The organism is Parviterribacter kavangonensis (genome assembly GCF_056863335.1).
In genome coordinates this window covers 449,917-467,149 of the sequence record NZ_JBXPJA010000003.1, presented here as the reverse complement: position 1 = coordinate 467,149, position 17,233 = coordinate 449,917, and the positions used below count along the sequence as shown (strand labels likewise).

At 72.7% G+C, this 17,233-nt stretch carries 20 protein-coding genes; 12 read left to right on the top strand and 8 right to left on the bottom strand.

Annotated elements, in window-relative coordinates:
• Window positions 1-28: 28 nt before the first annotated feature.
• Genes AC1UE4_RS22160 through AC1UE4_RS22150 form a run of 3 tightly spaced genes read right to left on the bottom strand, consistent with a single transcriptional unit; the run spans window position 29 to window position 2,108 of the window.
• Window positions 29-535 carry a GNAT family N-acetyltransferase gene (locus AC1UE4_RS22160; protein WP_482919504.1) on the bottom strand — a complete coding sequence of 169 codons (507 nt, stop codon included), beginning with the start codon at window positions 533-535 and terminating at the stop codon, window positions 29-31.
• Entirely contained in the window at window positions 514-1,215 is a 702-nt protein-coding gene (locus tag AC1UE4_RS22155; RefSeq protein ID WP_482919503.1) for an endonuclease III domain-containing protein, read from the bottom strand. Before AC1UE4_RS22155 ends, AC1UE4_RS22160 begins: the two co-directional genes overlap by 22 nt.
• Entirely contained in the window at window positions 1,212-2,108 is an 897-nt protein-coding gene (locus AC1UE4_RS22150; RefSeq protein WP_482919502.1) for a carbohydrate kinase family protein, read from the bottom strand. The genes AC1UE4_RS22155 and AC1UE4_RS22150 overlap by 4 nt, the downstream gene beginning before the upstream one ends.
• A gap of 112 nt (window positions 2,109-2,220) precedes the next feature.
• Between AC1UE4_RS22150 and AC1UE4_RS22145 the strand changes: the two genes are divergently transcribed.
• The 8 genes from AC1UE4_RS22145 to AC1UE4_RS22110 all read left to right on the top strand — a co-directional run bounded on the left by AC1UE4_RS22145 (window position 2,221) and on the right by AC1UE4_RS22110 (window position 10,487).
• Window positions 2,221-2,814, top strand: a complete 594-nt coding sequence (locus tag AC1UE4_RS22145; protein ID WP_482919501.1) for a CAP domain-containing protein — start codon at window positions 2,221-2,223, stop codon at window positions 2,812-2,814.
• 1,609 nt (window positions 2,815-4,423) lie between these two features.
• The gene (locus tag AC1UE4_RS22140) at window positions 4,424-5,149 is read left to right on the top strand and encodes a phosphatase PAP2 family protein (protein ID WP_482919500.1); all 726 of its coding nucleotides are present in this window, start codon (window positions 4,424-4,426) and stop codon (window positions 5,147-5,149) included.
• Window positions 5,146-5,736 carry a CDP-alcohol phosphatidyltransferase family protein gene (locus AC1UE4_RS22135; protein WP_482919499.1) on the top strand — a complete coding sequence of 197 codons (591 nt, stop codon included), beginning with the start codon at window positions 5,146-5,148 and terminating at the stop codon, window positions 5,734-5,736. Before AC1UE4_RS22140 ends, AC1UE4_RS22135 begins: the two co-directional genes overlap by 4 nt.
• Before the next feature lie 136 nt (window positions 5,737-5,872).
• Window positions 5,873-7,021 carry an inositol-3-phosphate synthase gene (locus AC1UE4_RS22130; RefSeq protein WP_482919807.1) on the top strand — a complete coding sequence of 383 codons (1,149 nt, stop codon included), beginning with the start codon at window positions 5,873-5,875 and terminating at the stop codon, window positions 7,019-7,021.
• An 80-nt stretch (window positions 7,022-7,101) separates the two neighbouring features.
• Window positions 7,102-8,964, top strand: a complete 1,863-nt coding sequence (locus AC1UE4_RS22125) for a CehA/McbA family metallohydrolase (RefSeq protein ID WP_482919498.1) — start codon at window positions 7,102-7,104, stop codon at window positions 8,962-8,964.
• Between the two features lie 47 nt (window positions 8,965-9,011).
• Window positions 9,012-9,617: a uracil-DNA glycosylase family protein gene (locus tag AC1UE4_RS22120; protein WP_482919497.1), complete on the top strand. Its 606-nt coding sequence runs from the start codon at window positions 9,012-9,014 to the stop codon at window positions 9,615-9,617.
• Window positions 9,590-10,291, top strand: coding sequence for a hypothetical protein (locus tag AC1UE4_RS22115; RefSeq protein ID WP_482919496.1), 702 nt, complete (start codon window positions 9,590-9,592; stop codon window positions 10,289-10,291). Before AC1UE4_RS22120 ends, AC1UE4_RS22115 begins: the two co-directional genes overlap by 28 nt.
• Window positions 10,292-10,301: 10 nt before the next feature.
• Entirely contained in the window at window positions 10,302-10,487 is a 186-nt protein-coding gene (locus AC1UE4_RS22110; RefSeq protein WP_482919495.1) for a hypothetical protein, read from the top strand.
• 3 nt (window positions 10,488-10,490) lie between these two features.
• Here AC1UE4_RS22110 and AC1UE4_RS22105 read toward each other — a convergent pair whose 3' ends face one another.
• Complete coding sequence (locus AC1UE4_RS22105; protein WP_482919494.1) at window positions 10,491-11,432, bottom strand: NAD(P)H-quinone oxidoreductase; 942 nt, start codon at window positions 11,430-11,432, stop codon at window positions 10,491-10,493.
• Between the two features lie 48 nt (window positions 11,433-11,480).
• On the opposite strand from AC1UE4_RS22105, the gene rpiA reads away from it, so the two are divergent.
• Window positions 11,481-12,128 (top strand): ribose 5-phosphate isomerase A, encoded by a 648-nt coding sequence (gene rpiA, locus AC1UE4_RS22100; RefSeq protein WP_482919493.1) that lies wholly within the window; start codon window positions 11,481-11,483, stop codon window positions 12,126-12,128.
• Entirely contained in the window at window positions 12,125-12,550 is a 426-nt protein-coding gene (locus tag AC1UE4_RS22095) for a hypothetical protein (RefSeq protein ID WP_482919492.1), read from the top strand. Before rpiA ends, AC1UE4_RS22095 begins: the two co-directional genes overlap by 4 nt.
• Here the strand turns inward: AC1UE4_RS22095 and rlmD are convergent.
• Window positions 12,547-13,911 carry a 23S rRNA (uracil(1939)-C(5))-methyltransferase RlmD gene (gene rlmD / locus AC1UE4_RS22090; RefSeq protein ID WP_482919491.1) on the bottom strand — a complete coding sequence of 455 codons (1,365 nt, stop codon included), beginning with the start codon at window positions 13,909-13,911 and terminating at the stop codon, window positions 12,547-12,549. The two genes, AC1UE4_RS22095 and rlmD, sit on opposite strands and share 4 nt — an antisense overlap.
• 43 nt (window positions 13,912-13,954) lie before the next feature.
• Between rlmD and AC1UE4_RS22085 the strand changes: the two genes are divergently transcribed.
• Window positions 13,955-14,143, top strand: coding sequence for a DUF1059 domain-containing protein (locus AC1UE4_RS22085; protein ID WP_482919490.1), 189 nt, complete (start codon window positions 13,955-13,957; stop codon window positions 14,141-14,143).
• A 55-nt stretch (window positions 14,144-14,198) separates the two neighbouring features.
• Here the strand turns inward: AC1UE4_RS22085 and AC1UE4_RS22080 are convergent, their stop codons facing one another.
• Complete coding sequence (locus AC1UE4_RS22080) at window positions 14,199-14,678, bottom strand: hypothetical protein (protein WP_482919489.1); 480 nt, start codon at window positions 14,676-14,678, stop codon at window positions 14,199-14,201.
• A 13-nt stretch (window positions 14,679-14,691) separates the two neighbouring features.
• Window positions 14,692-15,591 (bottom strand): ornithine carbamoyltransferase, encoded by a 900-nt coding sequence (gene argF, locus AC1UE4_RS22075; RefSeq protein ID WP_482919488.1) that lies wholly within the window; start codon window positions 15,589-15,591, stop codon window positions 14,692-14,694.
• 11 nt (window positions 15,592-15,602) lie between these two features.
• Here argF and AC1UE4_RS22070 point away from each other — a divergent pair, with 11 nt between their 5' ends.
• A complete protein-coding gene (locus AC1UE4_RS22070; protein ID WP_482919487.1) occupies window positions 15,603-16,265 on the top strand; it encodes an endonuclease/exonuclease/phosphatase family protein in 663 nt (220 codons plus the stop codon).
• On the opposite strand, the gene AC1UE4_RS22065 is transcribed toward AC1UE4_RS22070, so the two are convergent.
• Window positions 16,262-17,206: an exopolyphosphatase gene (locus tag AC1UE4_RS22065; protein ID WP_482919486.1), complete on the bottom strand. Its 945-nt coding sequence runs from the start codon at window positions 17,204-17,206 to the stop codon at window positions 16,262-16,264. The genes AC1UE4_RS22070 and AC1UE4_RS22065 overlap by 4 nt on opposite strands.
• Window positions 17,207-17,233: the final 27 nt, after the last annotated feature.

Genomic DNA, 17,233 nt, shown 5'->3' with positions numbered 1-17,233 from the left:
GAGATCTGAGCCAGAGTGTAGTAGATCTTCAGCGGTCCACCAGGCCGCGTGACTCGATCGTCTCCCGCACGACCCGGAAGCCCCGGCGCTGGTAGTTGGCGAGCGCGTGCGGCCCGTCGAGGTCGCAAGTGTTGACCTTCACGAGCGGGGCGAGCGCGAGCGCCCGCGCGGTGATCACGGCCAGGAAGGCGCCGCCCAGGCCGCGCCCGCGGAACGGGGCGAGCAGCCCGTACATCTCGATCGCGGCGAAGGGGCCGTGCCCGCGCAGCTCGGCGTAGCCCGCGGGCGTCCCGTCCTCGTGGAGGAGCCACGTCTCGACCGAGTCGGCGTAGGCCTGCCAGCGGTTCGCGCTCCAGCGCAGCCGGTCGATCCAGTGGAAGTCCGCGCCGATCTCCTCGTAGAACCAGCGGTTGAGCGGCCCGAACGGGACGGCGGCGTGCTCCGCGCGGGCGGACGGCGGGAGCGGCTTGGCCGGTGCGAGCTCGGTGAGCTCGAGGTCCCAGACCTTCGTGGCTACGCGCGGCGGCTCGGGCACAGGCGGCGCAGCTCGCAGCGTTCGCACGCCGGCCGCTGCGAGTGGCAGGTGCGGCGGCCGTGGCGCAGGAGGTTGACGTGCAGCTCGAGCTCGGCGCCGCGCGGCGTCAGCGCGAGCATCGCGTCGTGCAGGCGGTCGAAGCTCTTCGTCTCCGGGAACAGGCCGAGGCGCTCGCCGACGCGGGAGACGTGCGTGTCGACCGGCACGTCGCGCATCCCGAAGCTGAACAGCAGCACGCACGCCGCCGTCTTCCGGCCCACGCCGGGCAGCGCGGTCAGCCGCTGCTGCGCCTCCGGCACCGGCAGCTGCTCGAGATCGTCCAGCGAGAGCGGATCCCCGATCGCCTCGAGGATCTGCTTGATGCGCACCGACTTCTGTCGGTGCAGCCCGCCCGGCTGGATCGCCTCCTCGATCTCCTCGGTCGGCGCCGCCCGCACGGCCTCCCAGTCGACGCCTCCCGGAGAGGCCGTCGCGCGGGCCTCCCCCGCGCCCTCTTCGGCGGGCCCGCCCGCGAATCGCTCCCGCAGCCGGAGGAAGGCGACGTCCCGGTTGCGGTCGTTGGTCGACTGGGAGAGGACGGTGAGGATGAGCTCGTCGATCGGGGCGCGGTGCGGTGGCATCACGGGGACGCCGTAGGTCTCGCGCAGGCGCTCGCGGATCCGGCGAACGCGGCCCCTCACGCCACGGCGCCCCACCGCTGCGTCGCCGCGCCCGCTTCCTGGACGGCGTCGCGCATGGCGGCGGCGATCGCCGGCGGGTAGAAGCCGGTCGCTGCGAGCCCGGCGAGGATCGTTCCCATGAACGCGTCGCCGGCGCCGACGGTGCTGACGGGCTTGAGCACCTGGGCGGGGACGTCGGCGCGCAGGCCGCCGCCGCGGAGGATCGCGCCGTCCGGGCGGGTGACGATGACGTGCTTGGCGCCCATCGCGATGAGCCCCTCCGCCGCCGCGGCCGGGTCCTCCTCGCCGGAGAGCAGCCGCGCCTCCTCGGCGTTGCACTTGCAGAGGAACGCGCCCTTGACGAGCGCGCGCGCCTCCGACGCCGCTTCCGCGGGCGCGTTCCAGCGGTGCAGGCGGAGGTTCGGGTCGACCAGAACCGGCTTGCCGAGCTCGATCGCGCGATCGCGCGCCGAGAACGTCAAGGCGCGTTCACGCTCGCCCACGATCGTGTTCGAGGTGAGGAAGAGCGCGTCGCTCGCCGCCACCGCGTCGAGCAGCCGCGGCCCGAGCGCCTCGACGACGGCCTGGATCGTGTCGCCGTAGATCGCGTACGACGGCTCGCCGCCCTCGTCGACGGTGACGAACGCGACCGGTGTGACGAGCCCCTGGTGCAGCTCGAACCAGCTGAGCCCGATCCCTTCGCTTTGCAGGCGTTCCTGGAGCCAGGCGCCCCACGCGTCGTCGCCGGCGCCGCCCGCCAGCTCCACTTTGGCGCCCCGCCGCGCGGCCGTGACGGCCACGTTGGCGACCGCCCCGCCGAAGTGCGGGACGAACGCGTCGGCGTCAGCGAGCACTGACACAGGGCGCTCGCAGATGAGATCGACGAGCGCCTCTCCAAGGAGAAGGGTGGGCACGCGGAGAAGATGCCACGTGCGAGCCGGGCCACGTCGGAATCCGTCGCTAGGGTGCCCCGCTCGTCGTCCTCGCGGCCCTCCCCGGGCCGTGCGTCCCACCTCGTCCAGAACCATGCGCCGCTTGCTCGTCGCCGCGCCCCGCTGCGCGTTCTCACCGGTCCCGGCCGTACCGGCCGTCTCCGTCCGGAGACTCGCCCGGAGGCTGCTCTCCGTCGCGGCTGCCGCCTTCTTCATCGCCGCGCCCTCCGCCGGCGCCGAGGTGTGGCTGCCGGGCGCCTCCTTCGCCCCCCGCTCCGCGACCTCGTCGTCGCTGTCGCCGGTCGAGCGGTCGGTGCTGCGGCGCATCAACGCGCTGCGGTCGATCAACGGGGTGCGGCCGCTGCGCGCCTCGGCGGCGCTCACGGTCGCGGCGCGTGAGAAGGCGGCCGAGGTCCAGTGGTCGTCGCACCTCGAGCACGACTCCGAGGACGGCACGCCGATGGCGACGCGGCTGCGCCGGTACGTCCGTGCGCGGGCGGTCGGCGAGACGCTGGGGATGCTGTCGCCGGACACGCCCGACCGGGCGGCTGCGATCGTGAGCATGTGGATGAGCTCGCCGACGCACCGGTCGACGCTGCTGTCGCCGGCGTACCGCCGCGCGGGCGTCGCGCTCGTGCAGGGGGAGCGGTTCGACGTCGTCGCGGTCGACCTGGCCAGCCTCCGCTAGCGCTCGTCGCCGCCGTCATCGGCGGCCTCCTCTACATCGCGTTCGCGCCGCCGACAGCCGACCTCGCCGCCGCCTCCTTCCGCGCCGACCTCTTCGCGCGCGAGGGGTTCACGCTCTACAGCACCGCCTGGTACGGCGGCCACCACACGCCCGGCTACAGCGTCCTCTACCCGCCGCTCGCCGCGCTGCTGGGCGTCCGCCTCCTCGCCGCGCTCTCCGTCGTCGCCGCGACCGCCGCGATGTCGTGGCTCGGCGGCCGCACCGCCGCGCTCTGCGCCCTCCCCGCCCTGCTCGCCGGCATCGTCAGCGGCCGCGGCCCCTTCACCCTCGGCGCCGCCCTCGGGATCGCCGCGGTCGCCGCCGCGGTCCGGAGAGGACCCGGTCTGGCAGCCATCCTCGCCGTCCTCACCGCCTTCGCCTCCCCCGTCGCCGCCCTCTTCGTCGCGCTGGCGGGAGCCGCGCTGATCGCCACGCCTCTCCGCCCAGCGGGCGAAGAGGAGCTCGCCGGGCGCCTCCCGGCCCTCCGCAGCCGGCCGGGGGCCGCGGCCGGTCTTGCGCTGATCGCCGGAGCGGCGGTCCCGACCGCGTTCCTCGTCGCGCTGTTCCCGGAGGGCGGGACGTTCCCGTTCGTGGTGAGCGCGTTCCTGCCGTGCGTCGTCGCCGCGGCGGCGGTCGCGATCGCGTCTCCGCCGGGACCGGTGCGGACCGGGGCGGTGTTGTACGGGGTGCTGTGCGTCGCCGCGTTCGTCGTCCCGTCGCCGATCGGGGGGAACGCGGTGCGGCTGGGGGCGCTCGCGATCGCGCCGATCGCCGTTGCGCTGCTGTGGCCGCGAAGGAAGGTCCTGCTCGCCGTGCTCGCGCTGCCGCTCGCCTACTGGATCCTCCAGCCGGCCGCCCGCGACGCCCTGCGGACGATCGGCGACCCGGCGACGGAGGCGTCGTTCTACCGGCCGCTGACCGACTTCCTCAAGGACCGCCCGCCGGGACGCGTCGAGATCCCCTTCACCCAGAACCACTGGGAGACGCGGTACGTCGCCGACGACCTCCCGATCGCCCGCGGCTGGGAGCGCCAGGTCGACCGCGACCGAAACGGCCTCTTCTACGAAGGCACCCTCACGCCCGCCCGCTACGAACGATGGCTCCGCGAGAACGCGATCGCCTACGTCGCGCTGCCGCTGGGGATCCCGCGGGACGCGTCGGGAGAGGCCGAGGCTCGCCTCGTCGCGAAGGGGCTCCCGTTCCTCGAGGAGATCGACACGCCGGGGCGCTGGCGGGTCTTCGCGGTGCGGAACGCGGCGCCGGCCGCGGATGGGGCGGCGCGGTTGATCTCCTTCACGCCGACCGGCGCGGAGCTGCGGTTCGACCGGCCCGGGCGGTCGGTCGTGAAGCTGCGCTGGACCCCGTTCTGGCGGGACGGTTCCGCGTGCGTGCGCGAGGCGCCGGGCGGCTGGACCGAGGTGACGAGCGCCGCGGCCGGGACGGTGCGGCTGTCCGCGAGCCATCCGTTAGGTCTCGTTAGGAACGCCGAAGCCGTGTGCACGCCTGGTTAACATCGTGCCCTGTGCCCGTCCGCGCACAGCGCATCCTCGCCCTCCTACCGCATGGTCCGATGGACGCGATGCGGCAGGTCGCGCTGTTCTGGTGCGCCTACCAGGGCTACAGCATCGTGCGCGGCTTCGCGGACGATCCGGGCGCTGCCAGCCGGGCGTTCGAGAACGGCCGCGGGATCATCTCGCTCGAGCGCACGCTGCACGTCTTCGTGGAGCCGAGCGTCCAGGCGTGGGTCAGCGGTTCCGGCTTCATAACGGACGTCGCGTCGTGGATCTACCTCAACGCGCAGACGTCCGTGACGCTCGGCGCGCTCTTCTTCATCTACATCTGGCGCAACGAGAGCTTCTACTTCGTGCGGAACATGATGATGGTCGCGATGGGCCTCGCCCTCGTGGGCTACATCCTCTATCCGACGGCGCCGCCGCGCTTCTTCCCCGAGTGGGGCTTCTTCGACAGCGTCAGCGACTTCGCCGGCGTGAAGTCCGACAGCACGATGGCCGACGCGCTCTTCAACCCGTACGCCGCGGTGCCATCGATGCACGTGGCCTTCTCGCTCATGATCGGGTGGTCGCTCAGCCGCTTGGTCCGCAACCGCTACGGCCGCGCGTTCTGGCGCGCGTACCCGGCCCTCATCACGTTCGTGATCGTCGCGACCGCGAACCACTTCATCATCGACGCCGTGCTTGGGGCTACCGTGGCTGCGGTCTCCGCGCTCGCCGCGCGTGAGCTCGGGCGCGCCCGCCCGGCCGCGTGGCAGTTCGCCCCCCGACCCGCCACGCTTTGAGCACCTACGCCACCCGTCGCGAGCAGGCCCGCAACCTGCTCATCGAGTCACGCCTGACGCCGAACGCGATCTCGCTCACCGGCCTGGCGCTGAACGTCCTCGCCGCCGTCCTGGTCTACCTGGACTACTTCTTCCTCGGCGGCATTGCCTTCATCGTCGGCTCGATCTGCGACACGCTCGACGGGCGCTACTCGCGGATGTCCGGCAAGGGCACGCAGTTCGGCGCGTTCCTGGACTCGACGCTCGACCGCGCGTCCGAGGGGATCGTGCTCTCCGCGGTCGCCGCGCAGTTCTCCGACGCGGGGAACGACTTCGCCGTCGCGGCCACCGTGATCGCGGTGCTCAGCTCGGTGATGGTGTCCTACACGCGCGCTCGCGCGGAGGCGCTCGGCATCAAGGGCGACGTCGGGATCGCGCCGCGGGCCATCCGCGTCGTGATCCTCTCAGTGGGGCTGCTCTTCGCCAAAGGTGCTTCACTTGGTGACTTCGAGCTCCTCGAGCCGGCGGTCTACGTGCTGGCCGTGCTGAGCATCGTGACGGTCTTCCAGCGGATCTTCTTCGTTCGTCGACAGCTCGCGGGCAGCTGACCGCAGCGCGCGTAACGCGGGCGTCGACCCGGGGTAAACAAGCTCCGGAACTTCAGGAGGCAACTTGACCAGCAGCAACGGACACACGGCCGCCGCCAACGGGAACGGCGCCACGAACGGGCGCCAGACCGACAAGGTGCGCGTCGCGATCATCGGAGTCGGCAACTGCGCGAGCGCGTTCGTGCAGGGCGTCCAGTACTACAAGGACGCCAGCCCGGACGAGCCCGTCCCCGGGCTCATGCACACCGATCTCGGCGGCTACCACGTCCGTGACATCGAGTTCACGGCCGCGTTCGACATCGACAGCGAGAAGGTCGGCAAGGACCTGGGCGAGGCCATCTGGTCCGGCCAGAACAACACGATGAAGTTCGCCGAGGTCCCGGCGAAGCTCGGTGTGCAGGTCCATCGCGGGATGACCCACGACGGCCTCGGCAAGTACCTCTCGCAGCGGATCACGAAGGCCGAGGGCAAGACCGCCGACATCGTCAAGATCCTCCAGGAGACGCAGACCGACGTCGTCGTGTCGTACCTCCCGGTCGGGTCGGAGCAGGCGACGAAGTGGTACGTCGAGCAGATCCTCGAGGCCGGTTGCGGCTTCGTGAACTGCATCCCGGTGTTCATTGCCCGCGAGGACTACTGGAACGACCGGTTCAAGGCGAAGGGCCTGCCGATCGTCGGCGACGACATCAAGTCGCAGGTCGGCGCGACGATCGTGCACCGCACGCTCGCCCGCCTGTTCCACGACCGCGGCGTGAAGATGCTGCGCACGTCGCAGCTGAACGTCGGCGGCAACATGGACTTCTTCAACATGCTCGAGCGCGAGCGCCTGGAGTCCAAGAAGATCTCGAAGACCAACGCGGTCACGTCGATCATGGGCCACACGCTGCCCGAGGACGACGTCTACATCGGGCCGTCGGACTACGTGCCGTGGCTCACGGACCGCAAGTGGGCGCACATCCGCGTCGAGGGCCAGGCCTTCGGCGACGTGCCGCTCAACGTCGAGATGAAGCTCGAGGTGTGGGACTCGCCGAACTCGGCGGGCATCGTCATCGACGCCGTGCGCTGCTGCAAGCTCGCGCTGAACAACGGCGTCGGCGGCCAGCTCGACGGCCCGAGCTCCTACCTCATGAAGTCGCCGATGAACCAGCGCCCGGACGACCTGGCGCGCATCAAGACCGAGGAGTTCATCGAGGCGCACTCCAAGACGAAGTCGGCCGCCGCGCGGGCGACGAAGGCCAAGGAGGCCGTCAAGGAGGACTCCGCCTCGGTCGCGAAGCAGGCCTAGCCCGCCGCGACACCGCTGTCCGTACGAAGGCCCGCCCCCGGCGGGCCTTCGTCTTGTTCGGCCTAGACTTCCCGTTTCCCGTGCCCGAGCCGCTGACGATCGCGCAGGTCACGCCGTACGCGCTGGAGTCGGCGCACGAGGTCAACCTCCACGCCCGCCGCGTGACCGAGCAGCTGCGCGAACGGGGCCACACCGTCGTCCTCATCGCACCCTCGCGCGAGCAGGAGCGCATCCGCTCGTCGCGCGCCGACATCAAGGCCGGCCGCGCGCTCGAGCAGGAGGTGCTCGCCATCGGCGAGGTGCTGCCCGAGCTGCCGACGTCGGCGAGGGCGCGCGCACCGGGCCTGCCGCTCGACGTCGCCCGCACGATCGAGGAGCTGCTGACGACCACGCCGTTCGACGTCGTCCACGTGCACGAGCCGTTCGCGCCGTCGGCGGCGAGCGCGGCGCTGCGCAACAGCCGCGCGCTGAACGTCGGCACGTTCCACGCGCCGGCCGAGCGGCTCGTCTCCACGCAGCTCGCCCGCAAGGTCGTCCAGCTCGTCTTCGGCCGCCTCGACGCGCGCCTGGCGAGCTACGGCGCGACCGCCGACCTCATGCAGCGCGCGTTCGGCGGCGAGTACCGCGTGCTGACGCCCGGCGCCGACGTCGTGGACCGCGGCGCTCGTGAGGACGGCCCGGTCCGCATCGCGTTCGTCGATACGGAGGAGCGCCAGGCGCTGCGCCTGTTCCTGCGCGGCCTGCGGCGCCTCGAGCGCGGCCTCGACTGGGAGGCCGTGATCGTCAGCCGCCGCGATCCGATGCTGCCGCCCGCGCTGCGCGACCGCATCCGGGTCGTCGCCGCCGAGGACGGCGTGCTCGCGCGCGCGGACGTCGTCGTGGCGGCGTCGGACGGCACCGCCCCGGCTCCCGGCGTCGTGCTGCGCGCGATGGCGTCCGGCGCCGTTCCGCTCACCCCGTCGCTTGCGGTCTACGAGGACCTGCTGGCCGACGGCGAGCGCGGTCTGCTCTACGCCGCCGACGACGCGATGACGCTGGCCGCCCAGCTCGGCCGGCTGATCGGCGACGCCGACCTGCGCGCCCGCTTGGCCGGCGCCGCGGCGCCGCTGCGCGCCGACCTGAGCTGGGACCGCGTCACCGGCGAGCTCGAGGACGTCTACGACGGCCTCGTCGCGCGCCGCCACCCCACCGAGGGCAACGCCGAGGTGCGTAAGCGGATCGCCGGCAACCGCCGCATCGACGTCGACCTGCACATGCACACCGACCACTCGGGCGACTGCGCCACGCCGGTCGAGGTGCTGCTGCGAACCGCGCGCGACCAGGGCCTCGGCGCGATCGCGGTCACCGACCACAACGAGGTCTCCGGCGCCTTCGAGGCGCAGGAGAAGGCCGCCGAGTACGGCGTGAAGGTCATCATCGGCGAGGAGGTCAAGACCGCCCACCAGGGCGAGGTCATCGGCCTGTTCCTCCAGGAGAAGATCCCGCGCGGGCTGACGCTCGAGGAGACCGTCGCCGAGATCAAACGCCAGGGCGGCGTCGTCTACGTGCCGCACCCGTTCGACCGCATGCACGCGGTCCCCGACTACGAGCACCTGCTGAAGATCATCGACGACGTCGACGCGATCGAGATTTACAACCCGCGCGTGGCGATCGGCTCCTTCAACGAGGAGGCCGAGCGCTTCGCCGCCAAGTACCGGATCCTCGCCGCCGCCGGCAGCGACAGCCACGTCGCCCAGGGGCTCGGCTCGGTCCGCGTGCGGATGCCGGACTTCGACGGCCCGGAGGAGTTCGTCGAGGCGCTGCGCGAGGCGGAGATCATCACGAAGCCGTCGAGCCTGCTGTACGTGCAGGCCCTGAAGTTCCTCGAGACGAAGGCCACGCCGGCCGGCGCTCGGCAGGCGGTCAAGCGCCGACGTGTCCGGAGGGCCGAGCGCAAGGCGTGATGCACGGGGAGGGAGAGCGCCGCGCGGAGCAGAACAGGGTGGGGCGCATGCCGGCCACCGACGACGAGATCCGCGAGAAGTACCTCGAGCGAGCGATCCGCGAGCTCAACGCCCTCACCCGCGAGGTCCAGAGCTGCTCGCTCTGCCCCCGCGGCAACCTGATGCCCGTCCTCGGCTCCGGCCACCCGCGAGCCGACGTGATGCTGCTGAAGCTGGCCCCGACCATGAGCGAGATCGAGGAGGGCGTCGCGTTCTACGGCCGCTCCGGGACCGCGCTCATGAAGGCGCTGCGCCGTCTGCAGATCGATCCGCTCGCCGTCTACGGGACGCTCTTCGCGAAGTGCCCCGTGGGCCATACCGAGCAGGCGGATCCCGTCTGCATGGCGCGCGTGCTCGAGGAGATCGCGATCGTGCAGCCCAAGATCATCGTGGTCATGGGCGAGGACGCGCTCTTCGAGCTCAACGACCTGCAGGTGCCGCTGTCGCGGCCGCTGGAGCTGCGGCCCGGCGAGATCCAGCAGCTGACCCCCTCGATCGACGCCCTCTTCGTCCCGAACATCGACGGCGCCCTGGACGAGGAGGCGGCCAAGCGCGAGTTCTGGACCGCCTTCCGCGTGCTCGGGACGTGGTACGCCGATCTGCCCCCGTACTAGCGGCGGGCCTGGCCGTCGCGCTGGCGACGGCGTACTTCCTCCTGATCGACGACCTGCCGAGCGTGTCCGGGGACGGCGGCCGGATGCTCGCCGCCTTCTTCGGCGCCGTCGCGGTGGGGGTGTGCGCGCTCGCGCCGCTGCCGTGGCGCCACGACGTCGCCGGGCTGGTGGTCCTCGGGATCGGAGCCGCGCTGCTGGCCACCGCGCTGACCGGGCAGGACGTCGGCGCCGCCGCGAACCCGGTCGAGGCGATCTTCGCCGCCGCCGTCGGCCTGCTCTTCGCACGCGCGTTCGCGCTGCCGCTGGCGGTCGTCGCGCTGCCGGTGCTCGTCGCGGGGATCGACGCCGCGTCGGTCTTCGCGAGCTCCGACCACGAGGTCGCGGACTTCGATCCCGTCGACGTCCTCACGTTCGACCTACCCGCCTGGGGCGGCGGCGCGAGCATCACGAGCCTCGGGTTCCTCGACGCCGCGTTCCTCGCCCTGTTCGCCGCGTGGGCCATCCGCTACGGCCTGCGCCCGCGGGTCGCGATCCCGCTCATGGTCGCTGGCCTCGCGCTGTCGACCGTGCTGGCCGTAGCGGTGGACCGGCCGATCCCGGCGCTGCCCTTCCTCGCGGTTGCCTTCCTGGCGCCCGGGGCGAGGCGGCTGCCACGCTTGTTGCGAAGCGCCTAACCTCTTGGGCATGTCGCTCGAGGAGAAGACCGTCGATCCCGCGGTCCCCGACCGGTGTCAGGTGTGCGGCGCTCCGCTCATCCCCTCCGAGCAGCGCGCCATCCTCGACTCCGGCAGTCCGCCGCTCTGCTCCATCCACGCCACGGAGGACGTGCCGCTGGAGGAGGAGCAGGGCGCCGAGGCGCCGCCGGGCTGACGGTCAGGGAAGCAGGACGATCTTGCCGAGCTTGCCGCCGCTCGTGAAGCGGTCGTAGGCGGCCTCGGCCTCGTCCAGCGCGAAGGTCGCCGCGACGGGCACCCGGACGGCGCCGCGCTCGAGCAGCGGGAGCACCTGCTGCTCCATGAGGCGTGCGGTCTGCGCCTTCTCCTCCAGCGGGCGCGCGCGCAGCGTCGAGGCGCGCAGCGACGCGCGCTTGCCCATGAGCGCGACCAGGTTGACCTCCGCCTTGAAGCCGGCGCCCACGCCGATGACGACGATCCGCCCGCCGGTCTCCAGCACCTTCAGGTCGCCGGGCACGTTCGGGGCGCCGACCAGCTCGAGCACGACATCGAACGGGCCGAGTCCCTCGAAGTCTGCGGGGTCGACGACCTCGTCGGCGCCGAGCTCCACGACGGCGTCGCGCAGGCTCTCGTTGCGGACCGTCGCGGTGACGCGCGCGCCCGCCGCGCGGCCGAGCTGCACCGCCGCCGTGCCGACGCCGCCCGCCGCGCCGTGGACCAGCAGCCGCTCCCCCGGCTTCAGCCCGCACTGCGTGAAGACGGCGTCGTGAGCCGTCGTGAAGACCTCGGGCGTGCCGCCCGCCGCGGGCCAGTCCAGCGACGATGGAACGGGCATGAGCTGGCGCTCGTGGACCACCGCGAGCTCGGCCTGCCCTCCGCCTCCGACGATGCCCATGACGCGGTCGCCCTCCGCGAAGCGCGTGGCGCCCGGGCCGAGCGCGGCGACCTCGCCGGCGAGCTCGAGTCCCGGGATGTCCTGCGGCGAGCCGGGCGGCGCCGGGTAGGCGCCCTTGCGCTGCAGGATGTCGGCGCCGTTGATGCCGGCGGCGCGGACGCGGACGAGCACCTCGCCGTTCCCCGGCTCGGGGTCGGGATGCTCGGCGATGGTCAGGGCTCCGTCGGCGATCGTCACGGCAAGCATGGCGCGGCAGGATGGCACGTCCCCGTCTTTGCGTACTGTGCGCGGGCGATGGCCGACCCCGACCTCGAGAAGCGGGCCGCCGGCCGGGCCGCAGCCGCGCTCGTCAAGGATGGGATGACGGTCGGGCTCGGCACCGGCTCGACCGTGAAGCACTTCGTCGACGCGCTCGCCGAGCGCGGCCTCGAGGGCCTGCGCTGCGTCGCGACGTCGCCGGGGACCGAGCACCAGGCGCGCGGGCTCGGGCTGGCGGTCGAGTCGTTCGACCGGCTCGAGCGGCTGGACATCGCGGTCGACGGCGCCGACCAGATCGCGCCCGACGGGTGGATCGTCAAGGGCGGCGGCGGGGCGCACCTGCGCGAGAAGGTCGTCGCGGCCGCGTCGAACCGCTTCGTCGTCATCGCCGACAGCACGAAGGTCGTCGACGAGATCCGCGCGCCGATCCCGCTGGAGCTGCTCGCCTTCGGCGCGCCCGCCACGCTCGCGGCGCTCAAGACCGCCGCGTTCCGCCACGCGCCGCCGAGCCCCGACGGGGGGCTGATCGCGGACTTCCTCGGCGACGTCGGAGATCCGGCGGAGCTCGCGGCCCGGCTCGCCGCGGTCCCCGGCGTGGTGGAGCACGGCCTGTTCCCGCCGGACTTGACGACCGATGTCGTGATCGCGCGCGGCGACGAGATCGAGCGGAGGGCGATCTCGTGACCGGGATCCTCGACGAGCTCGGCGAGCTCGACCTCCCGCAGGCGGTGCGTGAGGCGGTGGCGGCGGACAGGGTCGCCGCGGTCATCGGCGACGGCAGCCGCGTGCTGGCCTCGACGACGCCGTACCTCGACATGGTCGGGTTCACCCGCGCCGAGCTCGACGCCGGCGAGCTGTCGTGGATGCGGCTCACGCGGCCCGAGTCGCTGACCGCCGACGCCCGCGCGATCGGCGAGGCGCGCGCCACGGGCCGGGCGCGGCCGTACGAGAAGACCTACGTCCGGCGCGACGGCTCGATCGTGCACGTCGTCGTCAGCCTGCTGCTCGTGTCCGTCGAGCCGCTGCGCCTGTTCGCCGTCATCGCCGAGCAGCAGGACGACGAGGGCCGCGCGCTCTGCGAGGCCCTCGGGACCGGCGCGCCCTAGCCGCGCTCGAGCACCGCGACGCACTCGATGTGGTGCGTCTGCGGGAACATGTCGACGGGGCGCACGCGCTTGAGCACCCAGCCCGCCTCGGCGAGCTGCGCGGCGTTCGGCGCGAGCGTCGTCGGGTTGCAGGAGACGTAGACGATCCGCTTCGGCGCGGTCTCGATGACGCGCCGCACGACCTTCTGCGAGAGCCCCGCCCGCGGCGGGTCGACGACCACCACGTCGGGCTTGCCGGCCTTCTCGGCCAGCTCGCGCAGCGCGAGCCGCACGTCGCCCGCGAAGAACCGCGCGTTGCCGACCTCGTTGCGCCGCGCGTTGTTGATCGCGTCGGCGATCGCCTCCTCGACGACCTCGAGCCCCCAGACCTCGCCGGCGCGCGGCGCCAGCGTCAGCCCGATCGTGCCCATGCCGCAGTACAGGTCGTAGATGCGCTCGTAGCCCTTCAGGTCGGCGTACTCGCCGGCGATCGCGTACAGCCGCTCGGCCATCGTCGTGTTCGTCTGGAAGAACGCCTCGGGGGAGATCCGGAACTCGAGGCCCGACAGCTCCTCGCGCAGCTGCGGCGCCCCGGCGAGGTGCTCGGTGACGCCGCCCATCGTCGTCTCGCCGACGGTCTGGATGCGCGTCCAGAAGAGCCCCGCGCCGTCGCTCGCCCGCTCGAGGCCGTCCTCGCCGTCGAGCACGCCTTCGCTCGTCACGAGCCGGACCTGGAGGTCGCCGCTGCGGCGGCCCTCGCGCAGCACGAGGTTGCGCAGGAAGCCGCGCTGCTCGCGGCGGTCGTACGCCGTCAGCCCGGTCTCGCGGGCCCAGTCGACGATGCGGCGGCGCTGCTCGTTGATCGCCTCGGAGGCGAGCAGGTCGTCCTCGACGTGGACGATCTCCTCCCACGAGCCGGGCTTGTGGAACCCGCACACGAGCTTGCCGTCGTCGCCGGTGCCGAACGAGTACTCGAGCTTGTTGCGGTAGCGCCACTGCTCGTCGGCGGGGACGATCGGCTCCAGCTCGAAGCCGTCGAGGCGGCCGATGCGCCGCAGCGCGTCGTCGACCTGCTCGGTCTTGACCTCGAGCTGGCGCTCGTACGGCAGCACCTGCCACGACGCGCCGGGATGGCCGGGCGCCTGCGGCACCACCCGGTCCGGCGACGGCGTGAGCACCTCGAGCGTCCGCGCCTCGGCGTAGGCGCGCTTGCGCTTGGTGACGACGGCGCGCACGCGGTCGCCGGGTACGGCGCCCCCGACGAAGACGACGTAGCCGTCCATGCGCGCGACGCCGTTGCCGCCGTACGCGAGCGCGTCGACGGTCAGCTCGAGCTCTTGCCCTCGCTCGGGACGCTGGACCTGTGAGGTGGACGCGGACACCCCACGACGGTAGCGTCGGCCTGGCATCCAACAAGGAGGCACCATGCGGTACTTCGTCGACTGCCGGGAGATGCCGAGCGAGTCGAACTGCACGATCGCGATCTCCGCCGACTCGGAGGACGAGCTGGTCGAGGCCGCCGTGCAGCACGCCGTGGCCGTGCACGGCCACGAGGACAACGCCGAGCTGCGCGAGGGCATCCGCAGCGGCGTCCACGAGGGCATGCCCGCCTAGGACGCGTTCGCGGGGCGACGTCCGCGCCGCCCCGCCTCCGGCCGCTCGGGCCGGGTCAGCGCAGGCGCTTCTCGGCGGCCGCGAGCACCGACTTGCGGTTCGCGTTGCGCTTCTCGTAGTCGACGAGCACGCGCAGGTCGGCCGGCTCGAGGTCGTCCAGGCGCGACGTGATCTGCGCGGCCGTCAGCTCGTCGTACAGCTCGATCGGCAGCGCCGGCTCCTGGCTGCCGGCGTTCCGGCGGGCTCGGTCGACCTGCCGCACCGCACGGGTCACCGGCCCGGCGCCGGGCACCATCCGCTCGAGCCGGGCGAGCACGTCGTCGGTCTGCTGGCGGCCCGCCTCGACGAGGCGGTCGACGAGCTCCTCCGCGTCGCTGCGGGTGATCCTGCCGCGGCGCACGGCGTCCTCGACGGTCTCCCGCAGCCGCTCGCTCGGGAGGAGCAGCAGATCGCGCAGGGCGATCAGCGCGTTGCGGGCGTCGTCGTCGTCGGCCGTCGTCGCGCCCCGACCCGAGGGCTTCTTCGGCTGCGGCATGAGCGGGACGGTACTACCGGACCGGCTGGACCCACCCCGGGTCACCCACGAGCAGCTCGAGCAGCGCCTTCTGCGCGTGGCGCCGGTTCTCGGCCTGGTCCCAGATCCGCTGGCGCGGGCCGTAGAGGACCTCGGCGGTGATCTCCTCGCCGGGATGCGCGGGCAGGCAGTGCAGCGCGATCGCTCCGTCCGCCGCGCGGTCGAGCAGCGCGTCGTCGATGCGGTACGGCGCGAGGTCCGCCCGCCGCTGGTCGGCCGTCGCCTCGTCGCCCATCGAGACCCACACGTCGGCGTAGATCGCGTGGGCGCCCGCGACCGCCTCGGCGGGGTCGGTCGTCAGCGTGGCGGGCAGGCCGTCCTCGAGCGTGTAGCCCTCGGGCGATGCGATCGCGACCTCGACGCCGGCGAGCGAGCCGACGAGCGCGAGCGATCGCGCGACGTTGTTGCCGTCGCCCACGTAGGCGAGCTTCAGCCCCTCCAGGCGGCCGAACGTCTCGCGCAGCGTCTGCAGGTCCGCGAGCGCCTGGACCGGGTGGTGGCCCGCGGTGAGCATGTTGAAGACCGGCACGTCGCTGTGGGCGGCGAGCTCCTCGAGGTCGGCGTCCGGGCCGGTGCGCACGCCGATCGCGGCGACGTGGCGGCTGAGGACGAGCGCGGTGTCGCGCAGCGACTCGCCGCGCGACAGCTGCAGGTCCTCGGACTTGAGCACGACCGGGTGGCCGCCGAGCTCGAAGATGCCGGCCTCGAACGACAGCCGCGTGCGCGTCGAGGGCTTCTCGAAGATGAGCGCGACGGACCGGCCGCGGAGCGCGCTGCAGGCGTGCGGGTCGGCCTTGAGCTCCGCCGCCCGATCGAGCAGCGTCTCGAGCTCGTCGCGATTGAGCTCCGTCCCCGTGAGGAAGTGCCTTGACACGGCCGATGAGCATGACAGCGCTGACCTGGAACCTCTTCCACGGCCGCTCGCGGCCGCCGGCCGGGCGCGACCTGCGGCCGGAGTTCACCGCGGCGCTCGCCGGGTGGGACTGGGACGTCGCGATGCTGCAGGAGGTTCCGCCGTGGTGGCCGCTCCCCCTCGCCCGCGCCTGCGGCGCGTCGATGCGCATGGCGCTGACGAGCCGCAACGCGTTCCTGCCGGTGCGCAAGGCGATCGCGGTGCTCGCCCCCGACCTCATCAAGTCCGGCGGTGGCGGGTGCAACGCGATCCTCGTGCGCGGCGCACGGATCGCCGAGCACCGGAAGCTCCTGCTCACCCGCCGGCCCGAGCGGCGCGTGGTGCACGCCGTGCGGCTCGAACCCGCCGGCGTCTGGGTCGCCAACGTGCACGCGTCGAAGCAGGAGCCGCGCGCGCGGGCGCTCGCCGACGTCGCGCGCGCCGCGGACGCCATCACCCGATGGGCCGGGGAGGCGCCGGTCGTGTGGGGCGGCGACTTCAACATCGGCGACCCCGCTCCGCCCGGCTTCACGCGCGCGGCGTCGCATGGGGTCGACCACGTGCTGCTGCGCGGGCGCGCCGCGCAGGGAGCGGGAACGACGCTCGACGCCGGCCCGCTGTCGGACCACCGCCCCCTGCGGCTCGAGATCGCCTAGCGGCCGCGGAGCTGCTCGACGAGCTGCGGCTCGATCGCCGCCGCCTCGTCGTTGGGCACCTGGCAGGTGCCGGCCGCGACGTGACCGCCGCCGCCGTAGCGCAGCATCAGCTCGCCGATGTCGACCGGCGAGGTGCGGTCGATGATCGACTTGCCGCAGGCGAAGACCGTGTTCTGCTGCTTGAGGCCCCAGAGCACGTGGACCGAGACGCGCGTCTGCGGGAAGAGCGCGTAGATCATGAAGCGGTTCGTCGGGTGGATGACCTCCTCGTTGCGGAGGTCGAGCACGACGACGTCGCCCTCGACGCGCGCGCAGCGGCGCAGCTGCTCGACGGCGCGCGCGGCATGCGCGTGGTACAGCTCGACGCGCTCGGCGACGTCGGGCGTGCGGAGGATCTCCGTGACGCTGAGCTCGGTGCACGCGTCGATCAGCTGCATCATCAGCTGGTAGTTCGAGATGCGGAAGTCGCGGAAGCGGCCGAGGCCGGTCCGCGGGTCCATGAGGAAGCTGAGGAGGATCCAGCCGGTCGGCTCGAGGATCTCGGCCTCGCTGAAGTTCGCCGAGTCGGCCTTGTCGACCGCCGCGAGGATCTCGTACCAGGGGCTGCCGCCGAACGTGCCGTCGCCGCCGAAGTGGTCGTAGACGACCCGCGCCGCGGAGCGGGCGTTCGGGTCGATGATGTGGTTGGCGGGCGACTCCTCGCCGAGGCGCTCGAGCTCGGAGTCGTGGTGGTCGAAGGCGAGGTGGACGCCGGGGACGTACGGGAGGTTCGTGGTGATGTCCGTCGGGCGGAGCTCGATCTTGCCGTCCTGCATGTCCTTGGGATGGACGAAGAGGATGTCCTCGAGCATGCCGAGCCGCTTCAGCAGCGCGGCGCAGACCAGGCCATCGAAATCGGAGCGCGTGACCAGGCGGTGACGGGTAGCGGTGTCGGTGGCCATGTACGCGTACGTCGGCCGCTGGGCCCG

Bases quoted from the DNA above. Each gene is read 5' to 3' on its own strand.
- AC1UE4_RS22070 (WP_482919487.1), top strand. From the start codon at position 15,603: ATGACAGCGCTGACCTGGAACCTCTTCCACGGCCGCTCGCGGCCGCCG.
- rpiA (WP_482919493.1), top strand. From the start codon at position 11,481: ATGGCCGACCCCGACCTCGAGAAGCGGGCCGCCGGCCGGGCCGCAGCC.
- AC1UE4_RS22085 (WP_482919490.1), top strand. From the start codon at position 13,955: ATGCGGTACTTCGTCGACTGCCGGGAGATGCCGAGCGAGTCGAACTGC.
- AC1UE4_RS22065 (WP_482919486.1), bottom strand. From the start codon at position 17,206: ATGGCCACCGACACCGCTACCCGTCACCGCCTGGTCACGCGCTCCGAT.
- AC1UE4_RS22105 (WP_482919494.1), bottom strand. From the start codon at position 11,432: ATGCTTGCCGTGACGATCGCCGACGGAGCCCTGACCATCGCCGAGCAT.
- AC1UE4_RS22145 (WP_482919501.1), top strand. From the start codon at position 2,221: ATGCGCCGCTTGCTCGTCGCCGCGCCCCGCTGCGCGTTCTCACCGGTC.
- AC1UE4_RS22120 (WP_482919497.1), top strand. From the start codon at position 9,012: ATGCCGGCCACCGACGACGAGATCCGCGAGAAGTACCTCGAGCGAGCG.
- AC1UE4_RS22080 (WP_482919489.1), bottom strand. From the start codon at position 14,678: ATGCCGCAGCCGAAGAAGCCCTCGGGTCGGGGCGCGACGACGGCCGAC.
- AC1UE4_RS22140 (WP_482919500.1), top strand. From the start codon at position 4,424: ATGGACGCGATGCGGCAGGTCGCGCTGTTCTGGTGCGCCTACCAGGGC.
- AC1UE4_RS22110 (WP_482919495.1), top strand. From the start codon at position 10,302: ATGTCGCTCGAGGAGAAGACCGTCGATCCCGCGGTCCCCGACCGGTGT.